Source organism: Nocardiopsis listeri, assembly GCF_020741345.1.
GTDB lineage: Bacteria > Actinomycetota > Actinomycetes > Streptosporangiales > Streptosporangiaceae > Nocardiopsis > Nocardiopsis listeri_A.
This window is the reverse complement of record NZ_DYZD01000135.1, coordinates 1-12090: the sequence shown is the minus strand read 5'-3', so window position 1 is coordinate 12090 and position 12090 is coordinate 1. Positions and strand designations below refer to the sequence as shown.

The following is a 12090-nucleotide window of genomic DNA, read 5'->3' as shown; positions in this document are numbered from 1 at the left end:
GTCATGTGCGCCAACTGTTGGGCGGCGGTCCAGTACATCTGGGAGAAGGGCGGGTTGGACACCACGTGTCCGTTGAGCCGCACCTCCAGGCGCAGGTCCAAGCCCCACGACCGCTCGCCCTTCAGGTAGGGCAGCGGCTCCGGGTCCTGGGCGGGCTGTTCCACGCGGGCCGACTCCAGGGCGGCGACCGGCACGATCCACGGCGAGATGGACGTGGCGAACGACTTGCCCAGGAACGGACCCAGCGGCACGTACTCCCAGGCCTGCAGGTCGCGCGAGGACCAGTCGTTGAGCAGGAACACCCCGAACACGTGGTCGGCGAAGTCGTCCACGGACACCCGCTCGCCCATGGCGCTGGGTGTGCCGACCACGAAACCGACCTCGGCCTCGATGTCCAAACGCGCCGAGGCCCCGAACATCGGCACGGGTTCGGTGGGCGGTTTGCGCTGGCCGGTGGGGCGCACGATGTCGGTGCCCGAGACCACGATGGTGCCCGAGCGGCCGTGATAGCCGATCGGCAGGTGCTTCCAGTTGGGTGTCAGCGGTTCCTGTTCGGGCCGAAAGATGCGCCCGACGTTGGTGGCGTGGTGCTCGGAGGCGTAGAAGTCCACGTAGTCGCCGACGGTGAACGGCAGGTGCAGCGTCACCGCGGCGCGGTCCACCAGGTGGGGGCGCACGATCTGCTCGTGGACCGGGTCGGTGAGCCAGGTGGTCAGGCTCTGGCGCACCTGGTCCCACACCGACCGGCCGGCGGCCATCAGGGCGTCCAGGTTCGGGCCGCTCACCGCGTCGGCGAACGGTGCCCCCTGGGCGCGGGCCACCGCGCCCAGGTCCAGTACGTGCTCGCCCACGGCCACGCCCACGCGGGGGCGCGCGTCGTCGACGGTGTACACCCCGTAGGGCAGGGTCGCCGGGCCGAACTGTGCGTCGGGGGCGATGTCGAGCCAACTGTCGGGCATGGAACTCGCTTTCCGGGTCGTTAGAGGGCCCCGAGGACGGTGAGGTCGTCCAGGGGGTCGGTGATGCTGCAGGTCCCGAAGGAACGGAACCGGGTTCTGATCTCGGCCTGTTCGAGGTCGGACAGGGCGGCGACGCGTCGGGCCAGCGCACGGCCGTCCCGGTCGGCCAGGACCTCCTGGGAGGCTGCCGTGGACGCTCCGCTCAGCAGGGTGTGCGTGGCCAGGAGGACGTTGAGGAAGCCGTGCTGTTCGAAGCCCTCGTCGGTGGTGTGGCGGACGGCGTGGTGCAGCCCGGCCGTGCACTTGAACGGGACCGCGGCGGTGATCGCCGCCGAGAGCAGGCCGGCCAGTTCGACCTCGGTGGGGTGGGCCTCTGCCGTCACCCCGCCGGTGCGGAACTTGGCGTTGGCGCCGGTCTCGGTCAGGGACGCGATGTCGACGGCCGCCTCCACGCCCCGGGCCACCTCCACGTAGCCGACCACGCCGTCCGGTAGGGCCTTGGCGAGCGCGGCCGCGGTGGCGGCGGCCTCCCCCGGTTCGGCGGCGACCTCCACGCCGACCAGGTTCAGGGACGGGTCCTCGTCGATCGAGTCGAGGGCGCCGGGTACGTCGTCGGCGCCGCCGGGCACGGTGACCACCACGTCGAGCGGTTCGGGTGCGGGTTCCTCGCGGGCCAGGACGGCGCGCAGTTCACCCACCCGACCACCCGAGACCAGGAAGGGGCCCACGTAGCGGGCGCGCGCGCAGGCCCGGTGCGCCCGGTGCGCGGGCAGGGCCTCACCCATCGGCGCGTTGCCGGGTGGGAACAGCGCGGCGTCGTCGAACAGGCTCCGGTAAAGGACGTCGCTCATGGCTTCTCCCGTCACTTGTTCCGCCGGCCCTTGGACCAGGTCCAGGCGTAGACGCCGTCGTCGACGGCGATGCCGCCCTCCCCCAGGTCCAGGGGACGGAAGGTGTCGACCATGACGGCGAGTTCGTCGAAGGCCTCCACACCGACGCTGCGCTCGTAGGCGCCGGGCTGGGGGCCGTGGGAGTGGCCGCCCGGGTGCAGGGAGATGGAACCTTGTCCGATGCCGGAGCCCTTGCGGGCCTCGTAGTCGCCGCCGCAGTAGAACATGACCTCGTCGGAGTCGACGTTGGAGTGGTAGTAGGGCACCGGGATGGAGCCGGGATGGTAGTCGACCTTGCGGGGCACGAAGTTGCAGATGACGAAGTTGTTGCCCTCGAAGACCTGGTGAACGGGCGGCGGCTGGTGGACGCGACCGGTGATGGGTTGGAAGTCCTCGACGTTGAACGCGTACGGGTACAGGCAGCCGTCCCAGCCCACGACGTCGAAGGGGTGGGTGGGGTAGGTGTAGACGGTGCCGGAGATACCGCCGGGGCCGTCGCCTCGGTGCTTGATGAGCACGTCGACGTTCTCGCCCTCGACCAGAAGCGGGCCCTGGGGTCCGCGCAGGTCGCGTTCACAGTAGGGCGAGTGCTCCAGGAACTGGCCGTAGCGGGACAGGTAGCGCTTGGGCGGGGCGATGTGGCTGTTGGCCTCGATGGCGTAGGCGCGCAGCGGTTCGTCGCCGGTGGGCACCCAGCGGTGGGTGGTGGCCCGGGGCAGGATGACGTAGTCGCCGCGGCCCACCTCCAGCACACCGAAGACGGTCTCCACACGGGCGGCGCCGGATTCGACGTAGACGCACTCGTCGCCGATGCCGTTGCGGTACAGCCGCGAGGGCGCTCCCGCCACGACGTAGGAGATGCGCACGTCGTCGTTGCCCATGACCAGGCGGCGGGACTCCACGACGTCGGCGCTCTTCCACTCCTGGCCCTGGAAGAGGTCGTGGAGTTTGAGGTGGCGGGGGATCATCGGGGCGTTGCGTTTGCGGGACTGGTCGGGGACCTCCCACTCGGCGGCGTCGACGATGGCCGACGGGATGGCCCGGTGGTAGAGCAGGGAGGAGTCGGCGGAGAAGCCCTCCTCCCCCATGAGCTCCTCGTAGTACAGGCCGCCGTCGGGGTTGTGGTGCTGGGTGTGGCGGGTGCGGGGCACCTCACCGACCTGGCGGTAGTGGGCCATCGTCGTCCTCCTGGAGTTCGTGGGTCTGCTGTGTGCGGCGCCCCGTCGGGGCCGTGTTCTACGTCAGTGCGGTGGACCTGGTGGGCGCGGTTTCGGTGACGACCTGTCCCAGGGCGGTGTGTACCGCGGCGCGCACGGCGTCGGTGTCGGTTCCGTCGACGACCGCGGCGACGTGGGCGTCGGGGCGGATCAGCCACACCTGTCCGGGTTCGGGGGCCAGGGCCTGGCACAGGGCGCCGGTGGGGTCGACGTCGGCCAGGTGGTGGGTGGCGACCGGGGCGGGGGTGGCCCGGGCCGCGATGGTGTGCACGGCGGCGCGCAGGGCCTCGGCGTCGGTTCCCTCGGGAGCGGCGCCCAGCAGCAGGGTGAGGCCTTCGCGCAGCAGGGGTCGCAGCCGGATGAGGTCGGGGCGCTCGGCCAGGGCCAGGGGCACGTCGGGCAGGATCACGCCGGGGCAGGGGGTGGGCGCCCGGCCACGCGGGGGTCGGCCGCCGAAGGGTCGTTCCGGGCAGGGGGTGGTGAGCGTCGAGTCGCAGTACCAGAACGGTTCGGCCAGACGCCCGGAGTCGACCTCGGGGTGGGCGTCGGGGTCGGTGAGGGCGCGTTCCAGCACCTCCAGGCGCACCCGGTGGTCGTCCTCGTCGTGGGGGACGAGGAAGCGCATGGTGGCGCTGGTGATGTCGGCGTTCTCCAGGGCGGCGGCGTGGCGCTCGGTGTGGTAGCTCTCCAGGAGCTCCTCGTCGGACCATCCCTGACGGACGTAGGCGATCTTCCAGGCGGCGTTCTCGACGTCCTGGACCCCGGAGTTGAGTCCGCGGGCACCGAAGGGGGCTACCAGGTGGGCGTTGTCTCCGGCCAGCAGGACCCGGCCCCGGCGCATGCGGTCGGCCACCCGGGTGTGGAAGCGGTACACCGAGTGCCAAACGATCTCGTAGGGGGTGTCCCCCACGATGCGACGGATGCGGGCGTCGAGACGTCCGCTGGACTCCTCGGTCTCCAGGTCGAAGTCGGCGGGGACCTGCCAGTCGATGCGGAACACCGACTCGGGGCAGGGGTGGATGAGGACCTGTCGGCCGGGGTTCCACTCGGGGTCGAAGTAGAAGCGGCGTTCGCGTTCCCAGTCGCCCAGGTCGGCGCGGATGTCGCAGATGAGGAAGCGGTCGTCGAAGCTGGTTCCGGTGAAGTCCACGCCCAGTGCACGGCGAACGACGCCGCCGTGGGCGCCCAGACAGGAGATCGCGTGGGAGCCGCGCAGGCGGACCGGCCCGTGCGGGGTCGCGCACTCGACGGTGACGCCGTGTTCGTCCTGGTCCAGGCCGGTGACCTCGTGGTCCCAGCCGATGACGATCCCGGCGTCGGCGAGGAGGCCGTCGAGGACCTCCTCTGTGCGGGACTGGGAGATGTTGACGAAGGAGGGCAGGGAGGAGGCGCCCGGGTCGGGCAGGCGCACGCTGAACAGCTCGTGGCCCTGGTAGAAGGTGCGGGCGGTGTCCCAGGTCAGGCCTTCTTCGACGATGGTGCCGCCGCCGAGCCATTCCCACACGTCCAGGACGTCGCGCTGCTGGCAGATGGCCTTGGAGCCGACCGCGTCGCGCCCGGGGCGGGCGTCGACGATCCGTACGGGGACCCCGCGTCGGGCGAGCAGCAGGGCCGCGGTCTGTCCTACCGGTCCCGCGCCGAGCACCAGGACGGGGTCGGTGGTGGGGTCTGCGGGTGGTCGGGGCGCCGGGGGGTGCGGCATGGTGGTCTCCGTTCTCGGGGCGCCCCGTACGGGCGCGGTCGGAAGGTGGAGTGGCGTGGTCAGTCCTGCAACCGGTCCCAGACCTCGCGGTCGCGCTCGGCGGTCCAGATGACGGGCCGTTCGATACCGGAGAACTCGTCCCACAGGCGGGAGACGTCGAAGGGCAGGCAGTGCTCGAAGATGGGCCAGTGGCCGTAGTCGTCGACCAGGGCGGCGTGGGTGGCGGTGAAGGCCTCCTTGAGGGTGCCGCCGCGTTCGTGGACGGCGCCGACCTCACGGATCATCACGTCGAGGAAGTTGCGGGTCTGTTCGATGGCGGCGTCCACCTCGGCGCGGCCCCTGCTGACGGCGCCGCGTCCACCGACCAGCATCTCGGCCCGGAGGGCCTTGACCCTGTCGAGGGTGGCCCCGGCCCAGTCCTTGTGGAAGGCGTCTCCGGTGTAGAGGGCGGCCTGGGCCTCGACGAGGTCGCCGGCGAAGAGGATCTTGTGCCGGGGCAACCAGGCGACGATGTCGCCCTCGGTGTGGCCGCGGCCGAAGTACTGCAGCACGAGTTCGCCTCGGTCACCGCCCAGGTCGATGGTGGTGCGGTCGGCGAAGGTCTGGGTGGGCCAGGTCAGACCGGGCACGGAGTCGGCGTCCTTGGCCAGGCGGGGCATGCGACCGAACTCGCTGTCCCAGTCCTCCTTGCCGCGTTCGCGGATGAGTTCGTGGGTCTTCTCGTGGGTGAGGATCACGGTGGCGTCGAAGGCGCTGGCGCCCAGGACGCGGACCGCGTGGTAGTGCGAGAGCACCAGGTAGCGGACGGGCTTGTCGGTGTGCTCGCGCAGCTTGGCGAGCCATTCCTTGGCGGCGGTGGGGGTGGCCAGGGCCTCGAAGGCCACGACGAAGTCCTCGCCCTCGATGGCGCCCACGTTGGGGTCGCCCTCGGCGGTGAGTGCGTAGACGCCGTCGGCCAGGACTTCGAGGGTCTGCTCCTTGGCCTCGGTGTCGGCGGAGGAGGCGAACGGCTTGGCTGCCATGGTCGAAGGGCCCTTCACTCGTCGCGGGCGGCTCGAACCGCCCAAATGATCAAATGTTTGATGAATCTGACCATAACGTGTCCCGAGCCACAGCACCATGGGGCCCACACCCCATGAAGTGGTGACGCAGCTCACAGCCTCAGGCTACTCCTTCGCCCTTCGAGCGCCGCTCCACGACGTGCCCGCCACCGCGACCGGGCACGGCCCGAGTTATAGGCTGGTCGCCGTGACTCACAACGCCGCACCCCCCGACGAGCTCACCTTCTGGTCATTCGTGGACTACGCGGTGCACAAGGCCGAACGCGAGCTCCCCTCCGTCAACGCCGAGGCCATGCGCATGGTCCTCACCCTCAACCGGGCGACGAGCATGGTCGTCTACGACCTGGAGTCCTCGGTGCACCGCCCCCGGGGCTGGACCTGGCCGGGATTTCGCGTACTGTTCGCGCTCTGGCTCGCAGGCCCCATGGAGGCCAAGACAACCGCCGAGATCTCCGGCATGAGCCGTGCCGCCCTGTCCGCCCTGCTCAACACCCTGGAACGGGACGGACTACTCTCCCGCGAACGCGCCACCCACGACCGGCGCGCGCTCCAGCTCAGCCTGACCGAGGCCGGCTACGGGGCGATCCTGGGCGTGTTCCGCGCGCACAACCGCCGCGAGAGCGCCTGGGCCGAGGCCCTCGAACCCGAGGAACGCCGTGAACTGGTCCGCCTGCTCAACAAGCTCATGGCCGGCTCCACCCACGCCCGGGCCAAGTTCCGCAACTGACCGAGAAGGGGCCATTGCCGACCGAATCGGCCCTTGAACCACTCCCCCGCCCCTGTGACCATGCCTGACATGGACCAGACGGCACACGCACGCCTGCAACAGGCACAGCGGGAGTTCTCCGCTCACGGCACCTACCTCAACACCGCCACCCACGGCCTGACGCCCCACCCGGCGAGGCGGGCCCTCGAAGAGCACACCCACGAGGTGGCCACGGGTCGGTTCTCCCCCGGAGCCCAGGACCCCGGCATCCAACGCACCCGCGCCGCCTACGCCCGCCTGACCGGGCTCACCCCGGACCGCGTGGCCATCGGCACGCACACATCCCAGTTCACCGGGACGGTCGCCGCGAGCCTGCCGGCCGGGGCCGAGGTCCTGGTCGCCCGGAACGAGTTCAGCTCGACCGTGCACCCGTTCTCCGCCCGCGCCGAACTGCGGGTGCGCGAGGTGCCCCTGGACCGGCTGCCCGACGAGGTCCGCCCCGACACCGCGTTGGTGGCGGTCTCGGCGGTCCAGTCCGCCGATGGGTCCTTGGCACCGCTGGAGGACCTCGTCGTCGCCTGCGCCGACCACGACGCCCGGATCCTGGTGGACACCACCCAGTCCACGGGTTGGCTGCCCATCGACGACGACCGGTTCGACTACGTGGTGTGCAGCGCCTACAAGTGGTTGCTGGGCACCCGGGGGTCGGCGTTCCTGTCCGGGACCACCGAGGCGCTGAGCGAGCTGCGGCCCCTGGCCGCCAACTGGTACTCGGCCGTGGACCAGTGGAACTCGCTGTACGGTGCCGCGCTCGAACACGGTCCCGAGGCCAACCGCCTGGACCTGGCACCGGTGTGGCCGGCCTTCGTCTCCCTGGAGCGCTCCCTGGCCCTGATCGAGCAGGTGGGGGTGCAGACCGTCCACGAGCACGACGTCGCCCTGGCCGACCGGTTCCGCGCCGAGGCGGGCCTGGAGGGCGGGGGTTCGGCGATCGTGTCGCTGCCCGCGCCGGAGGGTGCGGCCGAGCGACTGGCCGAGGCGGGCATCGCGGCGGCCCTGCGCGACGGCCGCCTACGGGTGGCGTTCCACCTGTACAACACCGAGGCCGACGTGGACCGCCTGTTGGAGGTCCTGGCGGACCTGCGCTGAGACCATCGGCGCCGGTCGGGGACCTCAGGGTTCCCGGACGGCGCCTTCGGGCGGGCAGTGCCCCACGGCGACCACGTCACCGCACACGGACACCCACGGCAAGACGTCGGCGTCGGTGCTGTCGGCGGCCCGGGTTCCGTTCCCCGCGGAACCGGCCCGGGCCTGAGGGAGCGACGGTTCAGGAGACCTTGGTGATGACGAAGACGGGGATGTGGCGGTCGGTCTTCTTCTCGTAGTCGGCGTAGGGAGGGTAGGCCGCCACCGCCCGATCCCACCAGCGGGCGCGTTCGTCGCCCTCGACCTCGCGGGCTCGGGCGGCGAAGGGTTCGGGGCCGTCCTGGAAGGCGACCTCGTCGGGCGCGGCGCGCAGGTTGTGCACCCAGGCGGGATCCTTGGGTGCGCCGCCCTCGGAGCCGATCACGGCGTACTCACCGTCGTGTTCGACCCGCATGAGGGCGGTCTTGCGGACGTCGCCGCTCTTGCGTCCCCGGGTGGTGAGGATGATGACGGGCATGCCGGTGTCCATGAGGGTGTTGGCCTCGCGGCCACCGGAGCGCTCGTACTGCTCCACCTGTTCCCTGGTCCGTCGGGAGGCGCTCGGCCGGTATTCGCCTTCGAGGATCTGCTTGGTCATGTCGCTCCCTGGGTCGGTGATCGGGCCGATCCGATCGTGGCACGTGCGAGCGTGGGCGGTGGAACACGACATGCCCGCCCGGGAAAGCGGATGCTCAGAACACCACCCCGCACGGTGGCGCCCGTCGTCGGTGCGGTGCGGTGTCCGCGTAGCCCTCCCGGGTTCCTAGAAGACGAGGCCGCAAAAGGGCGCGTCGATGCGGTGCAGGGCGGTGTCCAAACGTTCGACGGTGCCCGGGGTGTGCTCGGTGATCAGGCCGGCGTTCAGGTAACCGGTGAGCGGGATCTGCCCCAGGTAGGCCGCGCCCAGGTGGGAGGCGTCCAGGGTCAGGTCGGTGGCGGCCTCGGTGGCCTCCACCCGGGCGCCGTCGGTGTCGGCCTTGACCCGCCAGCGACCGGCGTTCCAGGGGGCGTAACGGTCGGTGACCTCCAGGACCGTTTCGAACGGTGCCTTGTAGGTGCGTTCGCGCAGACCTGCGGGCACGTCCACCAGGCGCACCCACAGGGAGTTCTGCGGGGTGATCCGCGCGCGTTCGGGGTCGACCAGCAGGTGCGGGATCGAGGTGTCGGCGGGCAGTTCGTGGAAGGTCACCCTGGCGGTCAGGTCCCGGTTGAACAGGTGGTCCAGCAGGGCGACCCGGGCGGTGGGGGTGGTGGCGGTGAACTCCAGGACGTGCACCTCGCCCTGGGAGCCGTCCGGCGCCCAGGCGGCCTTGGTGCGGTACAGGGCGTACCCGAGCGGGGCGTGGGCGGCATGGACCACCACGGCCATCAGCGGGCTCTGGTCGCCACGCTGCTTGGGGCCGTCGCGCAGTTGCTTGTCCCACCACGCCTCGGAACGTTGGAACTGTCCGAGTTGGACGGCGGCGACCTCGCGGTGCACGCGCTCCAGGTCGGCGCGGACCGATCCGGGGTCGGACAGGGTGAGGCGCAGGTTCGGGTCGCGCGGCGCGTCGGCGCGCAGCACGGCGTGACGGCGGTGGACCGTCAGCGATGCCTCGACGGCGGACAGGCCATAGCCGAAGCGGCCGTAGATGGCGCCCTCGGAGGCCCACAGCGCGGCGTAGCGTCCCCCGGACTCGTGGATCTCGCTGAGCTGGCGGCGCATGAGGGAGCTGAGCACGCCCTGACGACGGTGGGTGGGCCACACGCCCACACCGGTCACCCCGGCCACAGCCCGGGGGCCACCGGGCAGGGTCATCTCGTAGGGGAAGTGGTTGGCCGAGCCGACCACCTCGTCGCTCCCCTCACGGTCGTCCACCGCGTACAGGACCCGGTCGTATCCCTCGGCGTCGTGCAGGGGTCGCATGCGCTCCAGCATGGACTCGGGGGTCTCGTCGGCCAGGAGCGCCAGGCCGACGACCCGGGCCACCTCGGCGAAGTCGTCGCGGTCCCCGTGGCGTACCGTCCACGTGTGCGGGGCCCCGTTGGCGGGTACGGCCTGCTGGTTCTTCGTCATGATCGATGATTATCAGGCCGCGGGAGACGGCGGCCACCGATTTTTTCGGCGCTTTCCCCGTTCTCGACGGGTGCGGGCGAACGGAGGTGGACCCGGGTGAGTAAGGCGGGCCGGGTCGGGGCACGCTTTGTTCGTGACGACACGACGAAACCCCCTCCCCTCCTCCCCCGACCTGGTCGTAGGGGTGGACGCGGGGGGTACCACCACCCGTGCCCTGGTGACCACCCTGACCGGTGAACGCAGGGGCGAGGCCCGGTCCGGGGGAGCCAACCCCAACACGCACGGTCCCGAAAAGGCCGCGGAGCAACTGACCGAGGCGATCGGCGCCGCGTTGGACCGGTCCGGTCCCGGGGCGCGGGAGGCCGTGGCCGGCGCCGTCATCGGGCTGGCCGGGGTGTCCGGGCTACGCGACGAGGCGGTCCGCGCCCGGATGGATCGGGCGATGACCAAGGCCGGTCTGAGCCCGGGCACCGTGCGCTTCATCGGTGACGACGTGGTGGCCTTCACGTCGGGCACGCCCGAACGCGACGGCACCATCCTCATCGCCGGAACCGGGGCGATCGCCACCCGGGTCGAGGGCCGCGACCGTGCCCGGTCGGCGGACGGGATGGGTTGGTTGATCGGCGACGAGGGGTCGGCGTTCTGGATCGGGCATCAGGCGGCCCGCGAGACCGCCCGACAGTTGGGGCGCGGCGGTGAGCTCAGTGCGCTGGCCCGCTCCATCGCCAAGCGGGTCATCCCGGGACAGCGCCCCAACGGTCCCGACCACCTGCCCGAGGAACACGCCCGCGACTTCGCCCGAACGCTGACGGCCGGCCCGCCGATCTCCCTGGCCGAGTTCGCGCCACTGGTCACCGAGGCCCACCGTCAGGGCGACGCGGCCGCGCGGGTGATCGTGGACGCTGCCGCCGGCCACCTGGCCCAGTCGGTGCACCAGGTACGCGTTCCTGGTGAGCGGTCGCCGGTGGTGTTGGCCGGCGGGGTGCTGGCCCACTCCGCTCCGGTGCGGGAGTCGCTGACCCACAAGCTCACCCTGGGCACGGCTTCGCCGGTGCTGGAAGCGGGGTGCACCGCGGGCGGCGCGGCCTGGGTGGCGGCTCTGGGGGCCGGTGCCGACGAGCACGACGCCCGATTGCACACCGCGTTCACGGTCCCCGCCTGATGGGAGCCGGTTTGCCCGGTTCGGTCGTGGTGGCCTACGGTGTCCTTGGTTAGGTTAACCTAACCTGAGCGAGAGGGGGCGCCGTGTCAGAGCGGCCATCACGTCCGAAGTCGGTCGTGCACACCGGGCGGGTCGAGCGCGTGGAGCGCCTGACCCCGCACATGATCCGGGTCGTACTGGGCGGTGAGGGACTCGCCGCGTTCGATACCAACGGCTCCACCGACAGCTACGTGAAGTTGCTGTTCCCGGCGCCCACCCCGGAGGACCCCGAGACATTCGATCTGGAGGCCGCGCGCGCCGAGCTGCCCAGGGAGCAGTGGCCGGTCACCCGCACCTACACCGTGCGTTCCTGGGACCCGGCCGCCCGTGAGATGAGCATCGACTTCGTCCACCACGGCGACCTCGGACTGGCCGGGGTGTGGGCCGCCGGCGCCCGCCCCGGTGACCGTCTGCGCTTCCTCGGTCCCGGTGGTGCCTACGCCCCCGACCCGGAGGCCGACTGGCACCTGTTGGCCGGGGACGAGAGCTCCCTGCCGGCCATCGCCGCCGCCCTGGACCACCTGCCCGAGGGCGCCACCGCACACGTGTTCCTCGAGGTCGAGAACGCCGCCGAGGAGCAAAAGCTCACCGAGGGCGAGAACGTGCACGTGCGGTGGCTGCACCGTGGCGACGCCGTCCCCGGATCGTCTCTGGTCCCGGCCGTGCGGGAACTGGAATTCCCCGATGGCCGGCTGCACGCCTTCGTGCACGGCGAGGCGGGCTTCGTACGCGACCTGCGCCGTCTGCTTCGGGTGGAGCTGGGCCTGGCCAAGGAACAGCTGTCGATCTCCGGGTACTGGAGGCTGGGCCGTAACGAGGACGGCTGGCAGGCCTCCAAGGCCGAGTGGAACAAGAGTGTGGAGGCCGAGGAGGCCGCCGCGCTTCAGGGCTGAGCCAGGGCCCTGGACGCCTCACATGTCGAGCGCGTCCAGGGCCGCCAGGTAGCCCTCGTTGAAGGTGGGGAACTGCGGGATGGAGTCGCGCAGCGCCCTCACCGGAAGCCCCATGCGGACCGCCAGGGCCGCGGTGTGGATCCATTCCGAGGCCAGCGGCCCGAAAGCCCAGGCCCCCACCAGCACCCCGTGCTCACGGTCGGCGACCAACCCCAGGTGG

The 12090-nt window shown here is 71.3% G+C and carries 11 protein-coding genes and 1 pseudogene; 4 read left to right on the top strand and 8 right to left on the bottom strand.

Translation table 11 applies throughout. The annotated features are described in order from the left end of the window. From K8V84_RS07885 to K8V84_RS07865, 5 genes are all read right to left on the bottom strand, one after another. Positions 1-959 (bottom strand): fumarylacetoacetate hydrolase family protein (locus K8V84_RS07885; RefSeq protein WP_304072394.1); only part of this gene is annotated, 959 nt, incomplete at its 3' end. Positions 960-979: 20 nt separating this feature from the next. Then, positions 980-1810, bottom strand: a complete 831-nt coding sequence (locus K8V84_RS07880; protein ID WP_304072391.1) for a hypothetical protein — start codon at positions 1808-1810, stop codon at positions 980-982. An 11-nt stretch (positions 1811-1821) separates the two neighbouring features. After that, complete coding sequence (locus tag K8V84_RS07875) at positions 1822-3027, bottom strand: homogentisate 1,2-dioxygenase (protein ID WP_304072387.1); 1206 nt, start codon at positions 3025-3027, stop codon at positions 1822-1824. Positions 3028-3085: 58 nt separating this feature from the next. Then, positions 3086-4768 (bottom strand): FAD-dependent monooxygenase, encoded by a 1683-nt coding sequence (locus tag K8V84_RS07870; RefSeq protein ID WP_304072385.1) that lies wholly within the window; start codon positions 4766-4768, stop codon positions 3086-3088. 59 nt (positions 4769-4827) lie between these two features. After that, the gene (locus K8V84_RS07865; RefSeq protein WP_304072382.1) at positions 4828-5790 is read right to left on the bottom strand and encodes an MBL fold metallo-hydrolase; all 963 of its coding nucleotides are present in this window, start codon (positions 5788-5790) and stop codon (positions 4828-4830) included. A 226-nt stretch (positions 5791-6016) separates the two neighbouring features. Between K8V84_RS07865 and K8V84_RS07860 the strand changes: the two genes are divergently transcribed. Further along, positions 6017-6556 carry a MarR family winged helix-turn-helix transcriptional regulator gene (locus K8V84_RS07860; RefSeq protein ID WP_304072379.1) on the top strand — a complete coding sequence of 180 codons (540 nt, stop codon included), beginning with the start codon at positions 6017-6019 and terminating at the stop codon, positions 6554-6556. Between the two features lie 69 nt (positions 6557-6625). Further along, a complete protein-coding gene (locus tag K8V84_RS07855; RefSeq protein WP_304072375.1) occupies positions 6626-7684 on the top strand; it encodes an aminotransferase class V-fold PLP-dependent enzyme in 1059 nt (352 codons plus the stop codon). Positions 7685-7862: 178 nt separating this feature from the next. Here the strand turns inward: K8V84_RS07855 and K8V84_RS07850 are convergent, their stop codons facing one another. Both K8V84_RS07850 and K8V84_RS07845 read right to left on the bottom strand, forming a co-directional pair. Next, the gene (locus tag K8V84_RS07850) at positions 7863-8318 is read right to left on the bottom strand and encodes a nitroreductase family deazaflavin-dependent oxidoreductase (protein ID WP_304072373.1); all 456 of its coding nucleotides are present in this window, start codon (positions 8316-8318) and stop codon (positions 7863-7865) included. Positions 8319-8483: 165 nt separating this feature from the next. Beyond that, entirely contained in the window at positions 8484-9776 is a 1293-nt protein-coding gene (locus K8V84_RS07845; protein WP_304072370.1) for a GNAT family N-acetyltransferase, read from the bottom strand. Between the two features lie 184 nt (positions 9777-9960). Here K8V84_RS07845 and K8V84_RS07840 point away from each other — a divergent pair, with 184 nt between their 5' ends. Together K8V84_RS07840 and K8V84_RS07835 are read left to right on the top strand one after the other, a co-directional pair. After that, positions 9961-10938, top strand: coding sequence for an N-acetylglucosamine kinase (locus K8V84_RS07840; RefSeq protein WP_304072396.1), 978 nt, complete (start codon positions 9961-9963; stop codon positions 10936-10938). Between the two features lie 83 nt (positions 10939-11021). Then, the gene (locus K8V84_RS07835) at positions 11022-11870 is read left to right on the top strand and encodes a siderophore-interacting protein (protein ID WP_304072368.1); all 849 of its coding nucleotides are present in this window, start codon (positions 11022-11024) and stop codon (positions 11868-11870) included. A gap of 18 nt (positions 11871-11888) precedes the next feature. Here the strand turns inward: K8V84_RS07835 and K8V84_RS07830 are convergent. Beyond that, positions 11889-12090 (bottom strand): annotated as a pseudogene (locus K8V84_RS07830) (pyridine nucleotide-disulfide oxidoreductase); the annotation flags it as partial.

Coding starts and splice junctions, on each gene's coding strand:
- K8V84_RS07845 (WP_304072370.1), bottom strand. CDS start 9,776: ATGACGAAGAACCAGCAGGCCGTACCCGCCAACGGGGCCCCGCACACG.
- K8V84_RS07865 (WP_304072382.1), bottom strand. CDS start 5,790: ATGGCAGCCAAGCCGTTCGCCTCCTCCGCCGACACCGAGGCCAAGGAG.
- K8V84_RS07850 (WP_304072373.1), bottom strand. CDS start 8,318: ATGACCAAGCAGATCCTCGAAGGCGAATACCGGCCGAGCGCCTCCCGA.
- K8V84_RS07870 (WP_304072385.1), bottom strand. CDS start 4,768: ATGCCGCACCCCCCGGCGCCCCGACCACCCGCAGACCCCACCACCGAC.
- K8V84_RS07875 (WP_304072387.1), bottom strand. CDS start 3,027: ATGGCCCACTACCGCCAGGTCGGTGAGGTGCCCCGCACCCGCCACACC.
- K8V84_RS07880 (WP_304072391.1), bottom strand. CDS start 1,810: ATGAGCGACGTCCTTTACCGGAGCCTGTTCGACGACGCCGCGCTGTTC.
- K8V84_RS07855 (WP_304072375.1), top strand. CDS start 6,626: ATGGACCAGACGGCACACGCACGCCTGCAACAGGCACAGCGGGAGTTC.